The organism is Neobacillus mesonae (assembly GCF_023715155.1).
Taxonomy (GTDB): Bacteria; Bacillota; Bacilli; order Bacillales; family Cytobacillaceae; genus Neobacillus; species Neobacillus mesonae_A.
In genome coordinates, this window is record NZ_JAMBNQ010000002.1 from 135,082 (window position 1) to 154,445 (window position 19,364).

Consider the following 19,364-nt stretch of genomic DNA (forward strand, 5'->3'; position numbering starts at 1 on the left):
CCGTAATGGAAGAAAATAAGAAAAAAATGGGCTTTAATATTATAAAAAATGATCCTACAGATGGGCATAAGGGCTTTGGAAAAGGTGCCCTTAGTCTAAATAATGTATCGCCGGTTATAATCAATGTTGAGGCTGGAGAGGCGGAAATCGATATCGGTGCCATGCATGCCCGCAGTGCGGTGGAAAAGGGAATAAAATTTTTACCGAATCAAGAAGAGGTTCCGAATGGCAAGCCATATTGGCTCGTATGGGTGACCATTGACCGCAATGTCGAAGGACCGTACTATGCCGGAGTGACAGCCTGCTATATGACAGTTGACCGGGAAATCCGCCGCGGCTACAAGTCACTGCCAGAACATGTAAACCGCATGGATAAATCTATTAAACGCCATATTATTGTAGATGACATGGATGCTAAATCAAAGAAAGTGCTGGTTGATTTCCTCCGCAGCCACAATGAAACATTGTGGAATAATTCTTCTGATGAGCTGAAAACAGCTCTCGCAGCAGAATAAGGCGAAGGTTCAACCAGCGGGAGATTTTATTGGCTCGCTACGCCAGAAAAATAAATTGTGGAATTACTTGTAGTTTTTTTAAAAAATGGGTAGTATTATAGGAAGTGTGAAAGCACTGTAAGACTAGGACAGGAAAAAGCTCCGGATAATTCCGGAGCTTTTTCCGTTTTATGAAGCAGTTATCTGGATTCCAGATGCAGCGCCCAGCCAGTTTTCATCCTCGAACATTTGCTTTACTTGAGGCTGAGCGAGGCCGCTTTTTATTTTTAACTCCACGGCAGGATCCTCTTGTACCATGGTTTCTTAACTTTTTTCTCCTCTTTTACTGGTCCACTCTCACCTTTTTTCAAATGCTCGGTACAGTATTCAGTCGGCTCCGTTCCCGCAACATAATAGGTGAACCGGCGGACAGGGCAGTTGTCTGTAGCGAGTTTTCCATTTTCTGGGTTCACATAAACTCCGACAACTCCGTCTTTTGGCGGCTTAAAGGCCTTTACGGGCCTTCCATCCAAGGCTTCTTCCATGAAGCCGGCCCAGACCTTTTTCGCATATGATTTTTCAGGGCGGAGCTCAATCGGCTGGCCGACATCATATCCAGCCCAGACGGCGGTAACGAGCTGCGGTGTGAAGCCAATCATCCAGCTGTCGGTTTCCGTTGAGCCGGATTTGCCCGCATACGGTCTTGTTAATTCGTCCGCAATCGTGCTTCCAGTTACTTTGGCATAGCCATTCAGCTTATTGTCAAATACCCCTGCCATCATCTGGGTCATGACATAAGCTTTGGCTGGGTCGAGTGCTTTTTCTGTCTCTGTTTTTCTTTCAAAAATAACCTTGCCATTGTAGTCTTCTACTCTTGTAACCAAGATCGGATGGACGCTTTTGCCGCCATTGGCAAACATGCTATAGGCATTGGCCATTTCAATCACCCTGACGCCTGAGGTTCCAAGGGCGAGAGACGGTACCTGTGCCATTTTGGTCGATAATCCAAACTTCTTTGCCGTATCTGCCAAAACTTCTTCACCTAAAAATAGATGAGTTTTTACAGCATAAATATTGTCAGAGACAGCGAGCGCCTGGGCAAGGGTAATTTCACCATTTGCATAATGGTTGTTAAAATTATGCGGTGTATACTCCGGTCTGCCGTCATCGAAGTGAAAGGTGGTTGATTCACTCCGCATGGTGGAAGACGGGGTAAAACCGTGGCCTAGGGCAGCGTAATATAACAGCGGCTTGATAGTTGAACCTGGCTGCCGAATAGCCTGAACCGCCCGGTTAAATGGGCTTTTCTCGTAATCCCTGCCGCCGACCATTGCTTTCACATAGCCGTTCTTCGGATCCATGGCGACTAATGCCATTTGAATCTTGGACGAACTGTCTATTTTGTTTTGGATCTGCTCCTCCGCTGCCTTCTGCTGCTTAAGGTTAAGAGTGGTGTACACCTTTAATCCCCCAAGAGCAATCGTGCGCTCATCCAAATGGAGCTGATTTTTCAGCGCATTTTTCACAGCATCCTGGAAATAGGGAGCTGTATTTACTTTTTGCGTATTGTGGGCGCCGGTGAATACCAGCTTCTCTTCTACAGCGGCTTTCGCCTGTTTTTTTGTAATGTATCCGTTTTGGACCATGCTGGCTAAAATCAATTTTTGCCGCCGCTTGGCATTTTCCATGGAACTAAGCGGTGAATAATGGCTCGGTCCTTTCGGAATACCGGCAAGCATGCTTGCTTCTGCCAGACTGAGTTCAGAGGCTTTTTTTCCATAATAAAACTGGCTTGCGGCCTCAGCGCCATAAGCACCGTTTCCATAGTAAATAGTATTTAAATAGCCTTCCAAAATATCTTTTTTCGAATAATTCATTTCAAGGCGGATCGTGTACAGCGCCTCGTTGATTTTCCGTGACCAGGTTTTGTCGTGCTCAAGGAAAAGGTTCCGGGCATATTGCTGGGTAATGGTGCTCGCCCCTTGTACCTTGGCAAACGCCTTGACATCGGCAATCATGGCCCCGGCAATTCGTTTATAATCAAACCCGTGGTGGTTGTAAAAGTTCTTATCCTCAATCGAAATGGTGGCATTCACTAAATCGGGTGAAATCTTATTAAGGTTCGCCCAGTAGCGTTTTTGGCCGCTGTTGCTTTCGCCAATCAATGTCCCGTCATCAGAGAAGTACAATGTTGATTGCGGCACTGCAAGCGCAGGCGGGCCAAGCACCTTGGCATAGGTTAAAATGCCAATCAGGACAATAGCCATACAAACCATGCCAATCAAACTGATGAAAAATAATGCACGTAAATATTTAATCGTCTTGCGAAACCCGTGATCCGTCATGATTTCCACATTGGCCACCACCTTTTATTTAAGTCTGTTATTGGTAAAAAATCAGATAGTAATAGTATTGAAAAAATATTGGTTTTTTAAACATTTATTGGCAGGATTTTTAATTTTGCTAGACATTTTGGCGTGATTGTAATTCAATAGTTTGGGTAGGATAAAAATTGAATGGATTTGAGGTACGTTTTCGGGCGTATTTCAGCCAAATATAGGAGTGGCTGCTAGAAAAATTGGAAGGATGATTGACTTTGGCTGGACTTTGGTTTACGGAAAAGCAGACCGAGAACTTTGGCATCACCATGAAAGTGAATAAAACCTTACATACAGAAAAAACCAATTTTCAAATGCTGGAGATGGTGGAAACGGCTGAGTGGGGAAATATGCTGCTGCTAGACGGCATGGTCATGACGTCGGTGAGAGACGAATTTGTGTATCATGAAATGGTCGCACATGTTCCATTATTTACGCATCCGAATCCAGAAAATGTGCTGGTGGTTGGGGGCGGCGACGGCGGTGTAATCCGCGAGGTATTAAAGCACCCAAGTGTGAAAAAGGCAACACTTGTGGATATTGATGGAAAAGTGATTGAGTACTCGAAAAAGTTTTTACCGGAGATTGCCGGCTGGCTGGATGATCCGCGGGTAGAGGTACGGGTGGATGACGGCTTCATGCATATTGCGAACAGTGATCATGAATATGACGTCATCATGGTGGACTCCACTGAACCGGTAGGCCCTGCAGTTAATCTGTTTACAAAAGGTTTTTATGCCGGAATTTCGAAGGCGTTGAAGGAGGATGGCATCTTTGTTGCCCAATCGGACAACCCATGGTTTAAAGGAGACTTAATCCGTCAAGTTCAGCGCGATGTCCGCGAGATTTTTCCCATTACCCATCTATATGTCGCAAACATCCCGACCTATCCGAGCGGCTTATGGGCCTTTACCATAGGTTCGAAAAAATACGACCCGCTCAAAGTACCAGATGAAAGGTTCCATGATATAGAAACCAAATACTATACAAAAGAACTGCACAAAGCAGCATTTGTCCTCCCAAAATTTGTGGGAGATTTGGTGAAATAAAGGTTAGGCAGGCTATTTAGCCGAGAATTCCTTTTGAAGGGAAATTTGTATTTGAGAACGGGGCAATGGGATCTGCCCTCTGAAGGGTGGAAAAATGGCTATTAGATAGGAAGCGTCTATGCGTATGTGCCGTGCCCTCTGAGAAGAGAAAAAGGCAATTAGAGGGAAGATAGAGAATGCGTATGCGCCCTCTGAGACGGGAAAAAGGTATTTAGGGGAAAGATAGGAAGCGTCTATGTTCCATCTGAGAAGAGAAAATGGCAATTAGAGAGAAGATACCAACTGTTTACGTACCCTAAGGGCCCAAAAATAGTTCCTGTCAGGAATCAAAACAATGCCTGTATGATAAATTTGTCCGCCCCAGGTGGACAAAATCCATGGGAAGCGCCTGATACCAATACATAGAAAGAGAGGAATGCCTGATGCGTTTTGATGAGGCTTATTCAGGGAATGTGTTTATTAAGAGTTATCCGAATTACGAGGAGAGCCGGGTAGTACTTTATGGGATGCCGATGGATTGGACCGTGAGTTTTCGTCCAGGATCCAGATTTGGCCCTGCGAGAATTCGGGAGGTGTCTGTCGGTCTTGAGGAGTACAGCCCATATCTTGACCGCGAGCTTGAGGAAATTAAATATTTTGATGCCGGGGATATTCCGCTTCCGTTTGGCAATCCGCAGCGAAGCCTTGATTTGATTGAGGAATTTGTGAAAAAAGTGCTGGATGATGGCAAGTTTCCGCTGGGAATGGGCGGAGAGCACCTTGTGTCATGGCCGGTTATGCGCGCCGTTTATAAAAAACATCCAGATCTTGCGATTATTCATATGGATGCCCATACAGACCTCCGCGAAAATTACGAGGGCGAAGAACTGTCACACTCGACGCCGATTCGAAAAATTGCAGAGCTGGTTGGACCGTCCAATGTGTATTCATTCGGAATCCGTTCGGGGATGAAGGAAGAATTTGAGTGGGCAAAACAAAATGGCATGCATCTTTCAAAATTTGAAGTACTGGAGCCGTTAAAAAAGGTGCTGCCGAAACTTGCAGGCCGTCCGGTATATGTGACGATTGATATTGATGTGCTGGATCCGGCTCATGCTCCTGGGACAGGAACGGTGGATGCAGGCGGAATTACATCAAAAGAACTTCTTGCTTCAATTCATGAAATCGCCCGCTCCGAGGTTAATGTCGTCGGCGGAGACCTCGTGGAAGTGGCGCCGATTTATGACCCTTCCGAGCAAACTGCGAACACTGCCAGCAAATTGATCCGGGAAATGCTGCTTGGCTGGGTAAAATAAGTTAAAAAAAGCAGGTGTCTGCCTTTTATATGGGCAGGCATCTTTGTTTTGAAACAAGTAAAATAGACGTATATGAGCGGATTGAAGTGTTTTATCGGCGGATTTGGCACATATATCAGCGAATGGGCGGCGGTTATCCGCGAATCAAAAGTTAAGGGAAGTGCAATTTTTGACAAAAAACGAGATACCTGTACAAGTTTCTGTGAAAACCACCATTAATGGGGCGGATCCAATGGAATTGATTGTTTTTGGCCGCTATTACCAGAAGGAAAAGGCAGTGTACCTGCAATATGAGGAAGTATTAGAAGAGGTGGGCACGGTCCGGACGACGGTAAAAGTATCGAAAGAGGACATGCTGATTTTACGGACCGGTGCCATAAAAATGAGGCTTCCATTCCGGCTGCAGGAAACATTAAAAGGCAGTTATGAGCTGCCGCTTGGGGCATTTGAAACCACAACAACGGCGCGAAAGATGGATTATACTGATCATGGAAATAACAGCGGCCGCATTGAGATTGTTTATGATTTTGAAATGCAGGGATCGCCGGCAGGTACATTTCACTTAGAAATTCTTTTTCACCCCGATCATTCAGATGAATAATATCCAAAAAAATGCAAATAGTAGTAATGTATTTTTTTCAAGGAGTGAATCAGGAATGAATGTGGGAAGAGCAAAAGAGATTCTCGACTCTGCTGATATGATTCATGTCAGTTATGAAGGAACACCGGTAATTATCCAACATGTGGATGAAGCAACAAAAATGGCGCGTATCTATTCCAGAAAAGACCCGGATAATGAACGTGATGTTCCGGTTCTTAACCTAATAGAAGAGTAGAAAAGAGTCTCCGATTGTACATTCGGGGACTCTTTTCATTAAAAAATATTATAAAAAATAAGAAATACAATAGGCAGCACCTTCTTTAACCAATCGTACCGGGTTCATCTTGTCTAAAGAATCAAGTGTCAGCATTTCAGAATTCTTAATATCTTTTTCCAAGATGTTTTTAAAACGGGCAATAAATTGAGAATCATAAATATAGCAGTTAATTTCTTTGTTCAAATAAAGACTGCGTTTGTCGAAATTGGCGGTGCCAATGTCGCAAATTTTGTCATCAATCACAATAGTTTTAGCATGATAAAACCCATTTTTATATTGATAAACGAAGGCGCCTTCACGTAGCAGCTTTCGAAAATAACGATAAGAGGCCTCCTGTACGAGTACATGGTCGGATGTATACGGAACAATGACAGTAAGCTTCACACCGCGTTTTAATGCTGCCAGGAGTTCATCCAAAATCCGCCGGCTGGGAATAAAGTAGGGAGTGCCAATGATCATTTCCTTTTCCGCCATTTGAATCAGCTTTCTAAACCACTCCTCAAGCTGATCAGCCTCCGTAGGAACCAATTGATGAGGAATTCCGTCCGGCTTCCGTTTCACAGGGTAAGTCAATTCAGCCGACGTTTCCATATCAGCCATTATCGGTGCAGGAATTCTCCCCATTGGAATCTTGCTGTACAAAACCTTTCGTCCTTTTTTCGCCGCTCTCTCCCAATCTGCCTGAAAGGTATTCTGTAATAAATGCACTCCTTCTCCGGTCATTTTTAAATGATAATCCCGCCACGGATTCAAGGGCTGAGGGCCCTCGTCAATATATTCCTGTCCAATGTTATAGCCGCCAAGATAACCAATTTTACCGTCAATGACAGAGATTTTCCGATGATTCCTGACATTGGCGGAATAAAACAGAAAGGGAAATTCAATCCGGTCACTGAAGGCAACCTGGACACCAGCCTGGCTCAATTCATCTCCAATGTCCTTTTTTACTTTCAAGCTGCCAAGCCGGTCAATCAAAAGCCGCACTTCAATTCCCTCGCAGGCTTTTGCTTTTAAGATGGAAAGAAATTCTTTACTAAACACATCATCTTTTACGATATAAAACATGACATGAATTTCCTTTTCTGCATTGTAAAGGCTGTTGAAAAAGTCATTGAACAGCTCTTTCCCATGCCCAAACACCTCAAAATGGCTATAAAGCATGGAGGATTCCACTTGCCGAACAAGTGAGAGATGGTACTTTCGCCCTAATCTAAAATCCAAAACAAGCCATATAATGATGAATAATATACTTATGCCCAAAACATACATTGGAATTCCTCCAATCAGTGAGATTAGTTTTTCCAGAGCAGCTGTCTTCTATTAATGAATGTAAAAATTACTCTATGTGTAAATGCCAGAAGATGGCTGAAATTTTAAAAAGGGGGTTGACCGAGCGATTGTTCATATTATAATTAAGTTAAGTATTTTCTGAAAAATTTATTAATTCACCCTTGGATAATAAAAAATAAACTTGTAAAATGGATTGACTGAATGCTCATTCATAATATAATAGAATTAAGTTAGTCAGAAAATTATCTATTTTCTACAAAAAACAGGGGAGAAACACGGAAAGGAGCGTTTGTATGAATGGTCTGTTATGGGTAAACCTCATTGCATTTTTAGCTGTAACCGCTTACGGCATCAGTTTGTTTACCTATGTTGTCAAAACACGCATTGAATATATTAAGCTCGGTAAAAAAACGGAGTTTGACAACAATGTGAAGGAACGGCTTAACAAGATCTGGGTTATGGTTTTTGGACAAAAGAAGCTGCTGAAAGATAAAAAGAGCGGCGCTATCCATGTTATGTTCTTTTACGGCTTCCTGTTAGTTCAATTTGGGGCGATTGATTTTATTTGGAAGGGAATTAAACCGGGATCCCATTTACCTCTTGGCCCGCTTTATCCGGCTTTTACCTTCTTCCAGGAAATTGTCACTCTGATGATTTTAATTGCAACTGTCTGGGCTTTTTACCGCCGCTACATTGAAAAATTAGTCCGTTTAAAACGCGGCTTTAAATCAGGACTAGTATTAATCTTTATTGGCGGCTTGATGCTTTCCGTTCTTATTGGAAACGGAATGGGCATCATCTGGCATGGTGAAGACCCATCATGGTCTGAGCCGGTTGCATCCCTTATTGGAATGGCTCTATCGGGAATCGGGGAAACGGCCTCTATCGTCATTTTCTATATTGCATGGTGGTCCCACCTGATGTTTCTGCTTTCTTTCTTAGTATATGTTCCGCAGGGCAAGCATGCTCACTTGATTGCCGGTCCAGCCAACGTTTACTTAAACCGTTTGGAGAAGCCTGGCAAATTAACGAAGATTGATTTTGAAGATGAAACACAGGAATCCTTCGGGGTTGGAAAAATTGAAGACTTTACCCAATTGCAAATGGTCGACTTCTATGCCTGTGTCGAGTGCGGCCGTTGTACGAATATGTGCCCGGCAACAGGAACAGGAAAAATGCTGTCGCCAATGGATTTAATTGTGAAAATGCGTGATCATCTTACAAATTACGGTGCGGCGGTTACGTCAAAAAAGCCGTGGGTGCCGTCATTTGCCTTCAATAATACAAAAGGAAATCAGCTGGCCCTAGCAGCCGGCGGTCAAGGAGCTCAGGAATCCGCCGCTTCTGCTGTTTACAGTCCAAATCTGATTGGCGATGTTATCACGGAAGAAGAAATCTGGGCATGTACTACCTGCCGTAACTGTGAAGACCAATGTCCGGTGATGAACGAGCATGTGGAAAAAATCATTGATCTGCGGCGTTTCTTGGTTTTAACGGAAGGAAAAATGAATCCGGATGCACAGCGCGCGATGACCAACATCGAACGCCAGGGCAATCCTTGGGGATTAAACCGTAAAGAGCGCGAAAACTGGCGCGAGCTCCGCGAGGATGTTCACGTCCCAACAGTTAAAGAAATGAATAAGGCCGGGGAGGAGTTTGAATATCTTTTCTGGGTTGGATCTATGGGATCTTACGATAACCGCAGCCAAAAGATTGCTTTATCATTTGCTAAACTATTGAACGAAGCAGGCGTGAAATTTGCCATCCTTGGAAACAAAGAAAAGAACTCCGGCGATACAGCGCGGCGCCTGGGCAACGAGTTCTTGTTCCAGGAGTTAGCAGCGAAGAACATTGAGGAGTTTGAAAAAGCGGGTGTAAAGAAAATCATTACAACTGACCCGCATGCTTATAATATTTTCAAAAATGAATACCCTGATTTTGGCTTAGAGGATGTAGAGGTTTACCATCACACAGAGATTCTATATGAGCTTGTGCGTGACGGCAGACTCGTGCCGAAACATGCAGTGAACGAAACGATTACGTTCCACGATTCCTGCTACCTGGGCCGTTACAACGATGTGTACGACCCGCCGCGTGAAATTTTGAAAACCATTCCAGGTGTGAAGCTGGTGGAAATGGAGCGCAGCCGCGACAGGGCCATGTGCTGCGGTGCCGGCGGCGGATTGATGTGGATGGAGGAAGACACCGGCCAGCGCATTAACGTAGCGCGTACCGAGCAGGCGCTTGAAACCCATTCAAGCATGATCAGTTCTGCATGCCCATATTGCTTAACCATGCTGTCTGACGGTACAAAGGCGAAAGAAGTGGAAGACCAAATCAGCACTTACGATGTCGCAGAAATTTTGGAAAAAGCAGTATGCGGTGAGCCTGTAGCTGTTGGGGCGTAATCTTCTGGCGGCTGGCTCGAGATTAGGGATGGAAGGCTGGCAGCTTCAATTGGCGGAAGGCCTTCGTAATTAGCTGATAAGCGGCTGCAATTGGCGGATAGGGGTCTGCAATTAGCGGAAGGCCTTTGTAATTAGCGGATAAACGGCTTCAATCAGCGGAAAGCTTTCATAATTCGCAGATAGGGGTCTGCAATCAGTGGAAAGGCTTCGCCAATTAGCGATCATCATCTGCAATTAGCAGACAGCATTTCATCAATTATCAGATAACCTGCTCCAATTAGCAGAATGACTTATGGTTTCCCAAATAGCAGAGGTTGAAAACAAAATTTTAGGAATTTTGTGTAAAACAATTCAACTTCTGCTATTTTTTATGTAAAATAAAGGTATGTATAAAACGCTTTCAATTATGATTCAAGCTGCGCGGGCTGATACCTCTTAGTCTGCGTGCGTTTTTGTTTTTAGTTTATCGAGCGAGCGTTCAGTCGCTCAGGATCTTTTTTAGCATAACATGACTGAATATTGGAAAAAGGGGGAGTGTTTTGAAATGAGCAGGACAGTTATTTTAAGCGGCGTTCGAACACCATTTGGAAAATTTGGCGGCGGCCTAAGCGGTCTTTCTGCTGCAAAACTTGGAGGCATTGTCATTAAGGAAGCGCTGAAGCGGGCGGAAGTGGCACCGGAAGAGGTTCAGGAGGTTGTTTTTGGGACGGTTTTACAAGGCGGGCAAGGACAGATTCCGTCACGCCAGGCGTCAAGAAATGCTGGGCTTCCATGGGAAGTGAAGACGGAAACCATCAACAAAGTTTGTGCATCCGGTCTTAGAAGTGTTACATTAGCTGATCAAATCATCCGTCTTGGGGACGAAGAAGTCATTGTCGCCGGCGGTATGGAATCCATGAGCAATGCTCCATATATATTGCCAAAGGCACGCTGGGGCTTGAGGATGGGAGATGCCGGAGTTCAAGATTTGATGATTCATGATGGCTTAAGCTGCAGCTTCACCGGCGTCCATATGGGCACTTACGGAAATTCAACGGCTAGCGACTTGGAACTCACCCGTGAAGCCCAGGATGAGTGGGCATTACGAAGCCATCAGCGGGCTGTTGCGGCTATCGAAAGCGGCAAATTTGCAGAGGAAATCATCCCTGTGGAAGTTCCGCAGCGAAAAGGAGCACCAGTAATCGTTGAACATGATGAGGCTCCGCGTAAGGATACATCCATAGAAAAACTGGCTAAACTGGGGCCGGCTTTTAATGGAGAAGGGACCATTACGGCAGGAAACGCACCTGGTGTGAATGACGGTGCCGGCGCACTAGTCCTAATGAGTGAAGAGAGAGCACTGCGTGAAGGCCGGCAGGTGGAAGCGGTCATTATCGGGCAGGCGGCGATTGCTGTAGAAGCAAAGGACTTTCCAAAGACGCCAGGCCTCGTGATTAATGAAATTTTACGTAAAACCGGAAAAAGCTTAGCAGATATCGATTTGTTTGAAATTAACGAAGCATTTGCAGCCGTTACGCTGGCAAGCGGGCAAATTGCCGGACTTGATTTGGAAAAGGTGAATGTGAACGGCGGAGCGGTTGCGCTGGGACATCCAATTGGAGCGAGCGGCGCACGGATTATTATTACGTTGCTGCATGAATTGAAACGGCGCGGCGGCGGTATTGGTATTGCAGCCATTTGCTCCGGCGGCGGCCAGGGCGATGCCGTGATGATCGAGGTGCCTAAGAAGTAATCTTTTTGACCGAGGACACAGGGGGTTGCTGTTGGCCGGAGCATTTTTACAGCAGGATAAGATGCTGTAACTATCGGTTGACACCATTTGACTGCGTATGAAGCGGTATTTCTGCCGCATAAGCATCTGTTACTGTCTAATGACGCCAGGTAACGATCGAAGGAGTCTATTTTAAATAGAGAAAGCGGAGGGAAGAACATGAAGGTTGAAAAAGTAATGGTTGTGGGAGCAGGACAAATGGGTTCGGGGATTGCCCAGGTTTGTGCACAGGCAGGATACAAGGTGCTGCTAAATGATTTGAAACCTGAATTCGTGGAACGCGGGCTTGGAATCATTAACAAAAACCTCTCCCGTAATGTGGATAAAGGAAGGATTACAGAGGAAAAGAAGCAGGAAATCTTAAATAACCTTACTGTTTCTACAAATTTACAGGATGCCGGTGATGTGGACTTGATCATTGAGGCAGCGGTTGAAAATATGGATATTAAAGCGAAAATTTTCGTCCAGCTTGATGAAATTGCACCAGCGAACGCCATCTTGGCGAGCAATACCTCCTCCCTGCCAATCACGGAGATTGCGGCAGTTACAAAGCGTCCGGAAAAAGTAATCGGGATGCATTTTATGAATCCGGTTCCGGTCATGAATCTGGTGGAAATTATCCGCGGCTTGGGTACGGCTGATGAAGTATACCAAGTTATTGAAGATATGACCAAAACCTTGAGCAAGGTGCCGGTTGAGGTAAATGACTTTCCTGGATTTGTATCGAACCGTATATTGCTGCCGATGATCAATGAAGCTATTTATACCTTGTATGAGGGCGTTGCCACGAAAGAAGCCATTGATGAAGTGATGAAGCTTGGCATGAATCATCCAATGGGACCGCTCACACTAGCTGATTTTATTGGTCTTGATACCTGCTTGTATATTATGGAAACCCTCCATGAAGGCTTTGGTGACGATAAGTACCGTCCATGTCCGCTCCTGCGCAAATATGTGAAAGCAGGCTGGCTCGGCAAGAAAACGGGCCGTGGATTTTATGTATATGAATAGGTTTGCCGGTTAAAATTTGGGAGCATCAGCAAAAAGGGGATATCTTTCTGCCGTTGGCGGCTGCTAACGCTGGCCCTGGAGCTATTCGCGGGGCTTGGAAGTTTATCCGCAGCTTATTGGCAAATATCCGCGGATGTGAACCAGTTATCCGCTATTTTTGGGGACTTATCCGCGAATCTAGGCAGGTAATCCGCGAATCCAAAATAATCCTCTGAAAGGGGAGGACAGCATGAATCTTTATTTTACAGAAGAAAAAGAGATGATGCGTAAAATGGTGCGTGATTTTGCTCAGACAGAAATAGCACCATTTATTGAAAAGATGGAAAAGGGTGAATTCCCGCGCGAGATTCTCAGCAAAATGGGGGAGCTTGGCCTGATGGGCATTCCGATTCCGGAAAATTATGGCGGTGCCGCAATGGATTTTACTTCCTATATCATCGCCATTCATGAGCTATCCAAGGTAAGCGCGACATTAGGTGTCATTCTTTCGGTGCACACTTCGGTTGGTACGAACCCAATCGTGTATTTTGGGACGGAGGAACAAAAGCAAAAGTACGTGCCGAAGCTTGCTTCAGGTGAATATCTGGGAGCCTTTTGTCTGACCGAGCCTGGTGCCGGGTCGGATGCGGGCAGCCTTAAAACCCGAGCAGTCCGTGATGGTGGGGAGTACGTCATTAACGGGTCTAAGGTATTTATCACGAACGGCGGTGAGGCAGATGTCTATATCGTTTTTGCTGCCACCGATGCGAGCCTTGGTACTAAGGGAATTGCTGCCTTTATTGTGGAAAAAAATACTCCCGGCCTTGTCATTGGTAAGGATGAAAAGAAAATGGGTCTGCACGGGTCACGAACGGTTCAGTTAATATTTGATCATATGCGGGTTCCGGCTGCAAACCTTCTTGGCAAAGAGGGAGAGGGCTTTAAAATTGCGATGGCAAACCTTGATGCCGGACGCATTGGAATTTCTGCCCAGGCGCTTGGCATTGCTGAAGCTGCCCTTGAGGCTGCAACGGCCTATGCTAAACAACGGCACCAGTTTGGCAAACCAATCGCTGCCCAGCAAGGGATTGCCTTTAAACTTGCCGACATGGCGACGAATGTAGAGGCTGCAAAACTATTAGTCTATCGTGCGGCCCAGCTTTACTCTCAAGGGGTAAAGTGTGGGAAGGAGGCTTCAATGGCAAAGCTGTTTGCTTCAAGAACGGCTGTAGAAGCCGCCACGGAAGCGGTTCAGGTGTTCGGCGGTTATGGCTATACAAAGGATTATCCGGTTGAACGCTATTTCCGGGATGCCAAAGTAACGGAAATTTACGAGGGCACAAGCGAGATTCAGAGGATTGTGATAAGTAAACATTTGTAAGCTCGTTCTAAAAGGACGTTTAATGATTATATAAAAATTTCGTTTTTGCTGCAGATGACAGGATGTTGTTCATTTTATCCAAATCTTGTAGAAAAGAAGCGCTGTATTGTAGAATACAATCTAATTTTTGTAGAAAAGCAAAAGTAACGTGCAGCAAAGCAGCATTTCTTTGTAAAAATCCTAATTTGCTGCATCAACCATAAAATTTAGCAAACAACCTAAAACATATACCCAGGAGGCTCTCTAACATGAATTTTAAACTATCAGAAGAACATGAAATGATTCGTAAAATGGTGCGTGATTTCGCTAGGAATGAGGTAGCCCCGACAGCTGCGGAGCGTGATGAGGAGTCACGTTTTGACAGAGAGATTTTCGATAAGATGGCGGAGCTTGGTTTAACAGGGATTCCTTGGCCGGAAGAGTATGGCGGCATCGGCAGTGATTATCTTGCTTATTGTATTGCCATTGAGGAGCTGTCCCGCGTGGATTCTTCTATCGGCGTTACCCTTTCTGCCCACACTTCACTTGCCGGCTGGCCGATTTTTAAATTTGGCAATGAGGAGCAAAAGCAAAAATATCTTCGTCCGATGGCAGAGGGTTCTAAGATTGGTGCATATGGATTAACGGAGCCAGGAAGCGGTTCAGATGCAGGCGCAATGAGGACAACGGCAAAGTTTGAGGGTGACCATTATGTTCTGAATGGATCAAAAATCTTCATCACAAACGGCGGTGTAGCAGACATTTATGTTGTATTTGCACTAACAGATCCGTCCAGCAGGCAGAAAGGGACCACCGCTTTCATTATTGAAAAAGATTACCCTGGCTTCTCTGTTGGCAAAAAGGAAGATAAACTTGGCATTCGTTCATCTACTACGACAGAAATTATTTTTGAAGATTGCAAGGTTCCGCTGGAGAACCGTCTGGGTGAAGAAGGGGAAGGTTTTAAAATTGCGATGATGACGCTTGATGGCGGCAGGAATGGGATTGCTGCACAAGCAGTAGGAATTGCTCAAGGGGCACTCGATGCAGCAGTGGATTATGCTAAGGAACGCCACCAATTTGGCAAGCCTATTGCTGCGAACCAAGGCATCAGCTTTAAACTTGCTGATATGGCCACCAATATTGAAGCAGCAAGACTATTAACCTACCAAGCAGCATGGCTTGAATCCAATGGGCTTCCATATGGAAAAGAGTCGGCGATGTCGAAATTATTTGCCGGTGACACAGCGATGAAAGTAACAACAGAAGCGGTTCAAGTCTTCGGCGGTTATGGTTATACAAAAGATTATCCTGTTGAGCGTTTCATGCGTGATGCGAAAATTACCCAAATTTATGAAGGCACCCAGGAAATCCAGCGCCTCGTCATTTCAAGGATGTTAACGAAGTAACGAGTACCGGATCAAATCTGTGAAAGGCGAAATCAGTGTTTGCTTAATTTGAACAAAGGCGGTTTGAAAATGGCAAAACGGGAAGTTCAGGCATCGGTTAAAGATGAACGTCTTGTACAAAAAAGGCGTGACCAAATGATTAAAGGGGCGGTACAGCTTTTTAAAGAAAAGGGGTTTCACCGGACAACGACAAGGGAGATTGCCAAGGCGGCGGGATTCAGCATCGGGACATTGTATGAATACATCCGCACCAAGGAGGACGTTCTCTATCTTGTCTGCGACAGTATTTATGACCATGTCAGCGAACGCCTGCAGCAAAACCTCGAACTAAAAAAGGGAACATTGGAAAGCTTGAAGCTTGGAGTGGCCAGTTTTTTTCAAGTCATGGATGAAATGCAGGCCGAGGTGCTGGTCATGTATCAGGAAGTGAAATCCCTGACGAAGGATGCCCTGCCCTACGTATTGCAAAAGGAAATGGAAATGGTCGGCATGTTTGAAACCATCCTCCGCAAATGTGTGGAGAATGGCGAGTTGGTTTTATCTGAAAAACAGGTCCAGCTGCTTGCCCACGATATTTTCGTGCAAGGGCAAATGTGGGGTTTCCGCCGCTGGGCCCTGCGGAAATTATATACGCTGGATGAATACATTGAACTGCAGACAGAGTTTTTACTGGCAGGTTTAAGCAAGTTTCAACCAAAAAAGGGGGAGCAGGATGAGTAAAAAATATCAGCCTAAACATCATATTCGTTTTGTGACGGCATCCAGTCTGTTTGACGGCCACGATGCCTCCATCAATATCATGAGGCGTATCCTTCAGGCGAGCGGGGCTGAGGTGATTCACCTTGGACATAACCGTTCGGTGGAAGAAGTCGTAAATGCTGCAATTCAAGAGGATGTTCAGGGAATTGCTATCTCCTCTTATCAGGGCGGACATGTCGAATATTTTAAATATATGTATGATCTTCTAAAGGAAAAAGGAGCCCCGCATATCCGCATTTACGGCGGCGGCGGGGGTGTCATCATTCCAAGAGAAATTAAAGAACTGCATGACTACGGGATTGCCGGGATTTTTTCACCAGATGACGGCCGCGAGCTCGGACTGCAGGGGATGATTGACCAGATGATGGAGGAGTGTGATTTTTCCACTATCAGCGGTGATACAGCCGAGCAGATTGAAAAACTGCCAACGGGGGATGTCAATGCCATTGCGAAACTCATTACCCTGGCAGAGCTGCATGTTGATCAAAAAAGGGAAGCGGCAGCAACGGCCGAATTGGTTCTTGAAAAAGTAAAACAGCTTGAGAAGGAAATTCCAGTTGTGGGGATTACCGGTACAGGCGGAGCTGGAAAAAGTTCGCTGACGGATGAGTTAATCCGCCGGTTTATCAACGAATTCTCGGATAAAAAGGTGGCCATTCTTTCGGTTGACCCGACAAAGCAAAAGACAGGCGGGGCCCTATTGGGTGACCGGATCCGTATGAATGCTATTTTCTCGCCAAATGTCTATATGAGAAGCCTTGCGACAAGGGCATCAAAAAGCGAACTGTCACTGGCAATTCATGACGCAGTTGCGGTAACGAAAGCAGCCGGCTTTGACCTTGTGATTGTGGAAACAAGCGGAATTGGCCAGGGAGACGCCGAAATTACGGAGATTTGTGATGTTTCCATGTATGTGATGACAAGCGAGTTCGGAGCCCCGACCCAGCTGGAAAAAATAGATATGATTGACTTTGCAGACCTTATTGTCATCAATAAATTTGAGCGCAAGGGTTCTGAAGATGCGAAGCGCCAGGTGCAAAAGCAGTATCAGAGGAGTCATATGCTGTTTGAAAAGGATATTTCTGAAATGCCTGTGTACGGAACCATTGCCAGCCAGTTCAATGACCAGGGCACAAACGCTTTATTTGCCGCACTGATTGAGGAAATTAACCAAAAGGCTGGAACCGAATGGAAAACGACCTATAGCAAAATCGCTGAGGTGGAAAAACAAAATGTCATTATTCCGACAGACCGGCGTTATTATCTAAGGGAAATTACCGAAACGGTCCGCACTTATCATAAAAAGGCTGAAGAGCAGGCAGACCTTGCCCGGAAATTGTTCCAGCTGGAAGGGGCTGTCCAAGCGGTGAAAGACCAGCCGGAAGTGGTCGCCGCCTTAGAAGCTGTTAAGACAAAGACCGAGGAGCAGCTGACACCAGAGTCGAAGCGTATTCTTGCTAACTGGGAAAAAACAAAGGCCGCCTATTCTGCAGAACAATTTGTAACAAGAATCCGTGATAAAGAGATTATCACGGTATTAAAAACAAAAAGTTTATCAGGGCTTGATATTCCTAAAGTGGCCCTGCCAAAATATAAGGATTATGGTGAAATCCTCCGCTGGGTATACCGGGAAAATGTACCAGGATCTTTCCCATTCACGGCAGGGGTATTCCCGTTCAAACGTGAGGGGGAAGATCCGAAACGGCAATTTGCCGGGGAAGGAACACCGGAGCGAACGAACCGCCGCTTCCATTATTTATCAAAGGATGATCCCGCAAAACGTCTAAGTACGGCATTCGATTCCGTTACTTTATATGGCGAAGACCCGGATTACCGCCCGGATATTTACGGGAAAGTCGGTGAGAGCGGGGTTAGTGTTTGTACATTGGACGATATGAAAAAATTGTATGACGGCTTTGATTTATGCCATCCATCCACCTCTGTTTCGATGACGATTAATGGACCAGCGCCGATTATTTTAGCCATGTTTATGAATACGGCGATTGACCAGCAGATAAAAAAGAAAGAAGCGGAGCTTGGCCGTACGTTAACCGTGGAAGAGTTTGCGGAAGTAAAGGCCTATACATTACAGACTGTCCGCGGGACCGTCCAGGCGGATATTTTAAAAGAAGACCAAGGCCAAAACACCTGTATTTTTTCAACAGAATTTGCGCTTAGGATGATGGGAGATATTCAGCAGTATTTTATCGACCATCAAGTGCGCAATTATTATTCGGTATCGATTTCCGGCTATCATATTGCGGAAGCAGGGGCGAATCCGATTTCGCAGCTGGCGTTTACGCTTGCTAACGGCTTTACGTATGTTGAGTACTACTTAAGCCGCGGCATGAATATTGATGACTTTGCACCAAACTTGTCATTCTTTTTCTCCAACGGTTTGGATCCGGAGTATACCGTTATTGGCCGGGTAGCACGCCGGATATGGTCAACCGTTATGAGGGAAAAATATGGCGCCAATGAGCGGAGTCAGAAACTAAAATATCATGTGCAAACATCGGGACGCTCACTGCACGCACAGGAGATTGACTTTAACGATATCCGAACGACCTTACAGGCATTGATGGCCTTGCATGATAACTGTAACTCGCTTCATACGAATGCTTATGATGAGGCAATTACCACGCCGACTGAGGAATCGGTAAGACGGGCGATGGCGATCCAGATGATCATCACCAAAGAGCACGGATTAACCAAAAATGAAAATCCGCTGCAGGGTGCATTTATTGTTGAGGAGTTAACAGATCTAGTAGAGCAGGCGGTGCTTGAGGAATTTGACCGCTTGAATGACCGCGGCGGCGTGCTTGGGGCAATGGAAACCCAGTATCAGCGCGGTAAGATTCAAGAAGAGTCGATGTATTATGAAATGAAAAAGCATTCCGGTGAACTGCCGATTATCGGTGTAAATACGTATTTGAACCCGAATCCGCCTTCTGCAGAAGAGGTTGATAATATGGAATTAGCCCGGGCAACGAAGGAAGAGAAGGAACTGCAAATTCATAATTTACGCGCCTTCCAAGAGGCTCACGGAGATCAAGCAGCTGTTTCTCTAAAACAGCTGAAGGAAACAGCCGTAAGCGGCGGCAATATTTTTGAAGCATTAATGGAAACTGTTCAAGTCGCAAGCCTCGGGCAGATTTCACGGGCGCTTTACGAAGTCGGCGGTCAATACCGTAGAAATATGTAATAGGCAGACATTCTAATAAAATACAATGGCGAATTTTATGCCATTGTATTTTTATGTTAAAATCTCATATATAATAAG

General features: G+C 45.3%; 15 protein-coding genes. 13 read left to right on the forward strand and 2 right to left on the reverse strand.

The annotated features are described in order from the left end of the window. Positions 1–5 precede the first annotated feature (5 nt). Positions 6–515, forward strand: coding sequence for a YwhD family protein (locus M3183_RS03510; protein WP_251466541.1), 510 nt, complete (start codon positions 6–8; stop codon positions 513–515). 266 nt (positions 516–781) lie between these two features. Here the strand turns inward: M3183_RS03510 and M3183_RS03515 are convergent, their stop codons facing one another. Then, positions 782–2,848, reverse strand: coding sequence for a transglycosylase domain-containing protein (locus M3183_RS03515; protein ID WP_251466544.1), 2,067 nt, complete (start codon positions 2,846–2,848; stop codon positions 782–784). A 242-nt stretch (positions 2,849–3,090) separates the two neighbouring features. Between M3183_RS03515 and speE the strand changes: the two genes are divergently transcribed. The 4 genes from speE to M3183_RS03535 all read left to right on the forward strand — a co-directional run bounded on the left by speE (position 3,091) and on the right by M3183_RS03535 (position 6,052). Continuing rightward, the gene (gene speE / locus M3183_RS03520; protein ID WP_251466546.1) at positions 3,091–3,921 is read left to right on the forward strand and encodes a spermidine synthase; all 831 of its coding nucleotides are present in this window, start codon (positions 3,091–3,093) and stop codon (positions 3,919–3,921) included. 422 nt (positions 3,922–4,343) lie between these two features. Beyond that, a complete protein-coding gene (gene speB / locus M3183_RS03525) occupies positions 4,344–5,216 on the forward strand; it encodes an agmatinase (RefSeq protein WP_251466549.1) in 873 nt (290 codons plus the stop codon). 160 nt (positions 5,217–5,376) lie between these two features. Beyond that, positions 5,377–5,817 (forward strand): YwiB family protein, encoded by a 441-nt coding sequence (locus tag M3183_RS03530; RefSeq protein WP_251466551.1) that lies wholly within the window; start codon positions 5,377–5,379, stop codon positions 5,815–5,817. Between the two features lie 55 nt (positions 5,818–5,872). Beyond that, positions 5,873–6,052: an H-type small acid-soluble spore protein gene (locus M3183_RS03535; RefSeq protein ID WP_251466553.1), complete on the forward strand. Its 180-nt coding sequence runs from the start codon at positions 5,873–5,875 to the stop codon at positions 6,050–6,052. A 48-nt stretch (positions 6,053–6,100) separates the two neighbouring features. On the opposite strand, the gene cls is transcribed toward M3183_RS03535, so the two are convergent. Continuing rightward, the gene (gene cls, locus M3183_RS03540; protein WP_251466556.1) at positions 6,101–7,363 is read right to left on the reverse strand and encodes a cardiolipin synthase; all 1,263 of its coding nucleotides are present in this window, start codon (positions 7,361–7,363) and stop codon (positions 6,101–6,103) included. 314 nt (positions 7,364–7,677) lie between these two features. Here cls and M3183_RS03545 point away from each other — a divergent pair, with 314 nt between their 5' ends. The 8 genes from M3183_RS03545 (at position 7,678) to icmF (ending at position 19,286) form a co-directional block, all read left to right on the forward strand. Continuing rightward, positions 7,678–9,792 carry a (Fe-S)-binding protein gene (locus tag M3183_RS03545; protein WP_251466558.1) on the forward strand — a complete coding sequence of 705 codons (2,115 nt, stop codon included), beginning with the start codon at positions 7,678–7,680 and terminating at the stop codon, positions 9,790–9,792. Between the two features lie 544 nt (positions 9,793–10,336). Beyond that, positions 10,337–11,524 (forward strand): acetyl-CoA C-acetyltransferase, encoded by a 1,188-nt coding sequence (locus M3183_RS03550; RefSeq protein WP_251466560.1) that lies wholly within the window; start codon positions 10,337–10,339, stop codon positions 11,522–11,524. A gap of 198 nt (positions 11,525–11,722) precedes the next feature. Continuing rightward, positions 11,723–12,574, forward strand: a complete 852-nt coding sequence (locus tag M3183_RS03555) for a 3-hydroxybutyryl-CoA dehydrogenase (protein WP_251466562.1) — start codon at positions 11,723–11,725, stop codon at positions 12,572–12,574. A gap of 53 nt (positions 12,575–12,627) precedes the next feature. Further along, complete coding sequence (locus tag M3183_RS03560; protein ID WP_251466565.1) at positions 12,628–12,789, forward strand: hypothetical protein; 162 nt, start codon at positions 12,628–12,630, stop codon at positions 12,787–12,789. A gap of 14 nt (positions 12,790–12,803) precedes the next feature. Continuing rightward, a complete protein-coding gene (locus M3183_RS03565; RefSeq protein WP_251466567.1) occupies positions 12,804–13,934 on the forward strand; it encodes an acyl-CoA dehydrogenase in 1,131 nt (376 codons plus the stop codon). A gap of 248 nt (positions 13,935–14,182) precedes the next feature. Then, positions 14,183–15,322, forward strand: coding sequence for an acyl-CoA dehydrogenase (locus M3183_RS03570; protein WP_251466570.1), 1,140 nt, complete (start codon positions 14,183–14,185; stop codon positions 15,320–15,322). Positions 15,323–15,391: 69 nt separating this feature from the next. Further along, complete coding sequence (locus M3183_RS03575; RefSeq protein WP_251466573.1) at positions 15,392–16,042, forward strand: TetR/AcrR family transcriptional regulator; 651 nt, start codon at positions 15,392–15,394, stop codon at positions 16,040–16,042. Next, positions 16,035–19,286, forward strand: coding sequence for a fused isobutyryl-CoA mutase/GTPase IcmF (gene icmF / locus M3183_RS03580; protein WP_251466575.1), 3,252 nt, complete (start codon positions 16,035–16,037; stop codon positions 19,284–19,286). Before M3183_RS03575 ends, icmF begins: the two co-directional genes overlap by 8 nt. Positions 19,287–19,364 lie beyond the last annotated feature (78 nt).

Coding starts and splice junctions, on each gene's coding strand:
- M3183_RS03510 (WP_251466541.1), top strand. CDS start 6: ATGGAAGAAAATAAGAAAAAAATGGGCTTTAATATTATAAAAAATGAT.
- speB (WP_251466549.1), top strand. CDS start 4,344: ATGCGTTTTGATGAGGCTTATTCAGGGAATGTGTTTATTAAGAGTTAT.
- M3183_RS03535 (WP_251466553.1), top strand. CDS start 5,873: ATGAATGTGGGAAGAGCAAAAGAGATTCTCGACTCTGCTGATATGATT.
- cls (WP_251466556.1), bottom strand. CDS start 7,363: ATGTATGTTTTGGGCATAAGTATATTATTCATCATTATATGGCTTGTT.
- M3183_RS03545 (WP_251466558.1), top strand. CDS start 7,678: ATGAATGGTCTGTTATGGGTAAACCTCATTGCATTTTTAGCTGTAACC.
- M3183_RS03550 (WP_251466560.1), top strand. CDS start 10,337: ATGAGCAGGACAGTTATTTTAAGCGGCGTTCGAACACCATTTGGAAAA.
- M3183_RS03555 (WP_251466562.1), top strand. CDS start 11,723: ATGAAGGTTGAAAAAGTAATGGTTGTGGGAGCAGGACAAATGGGTTCG.
- M3183_RS03565 (WP_251466567.1), top strand. CDS start 12,804: ATGAATCTTTATTTTACAGAAGAAAAAGAGATGATGCGTAAAATGGTG.
- M3183_RS03570 (WP_251466570.1), top strand. CDS start 14,183: ATGAATTTTAAACTATCAGAAGAACATGAAATGATTCGTAAAATGGTG.
- M3183_RS03575 (WP_251466573.1), top strand. CDS start 15,392: ATGGCAAAACGGGAAGTTCAGGCATCGGTTAAAGATGAACGTCTTGTA.
- icmF (WP_251466575.1), top strand. CDS start 16,035: ATGAGTAAAAAATATCAGCCTAAACATCATATTCGTTTTGTGACGGCA.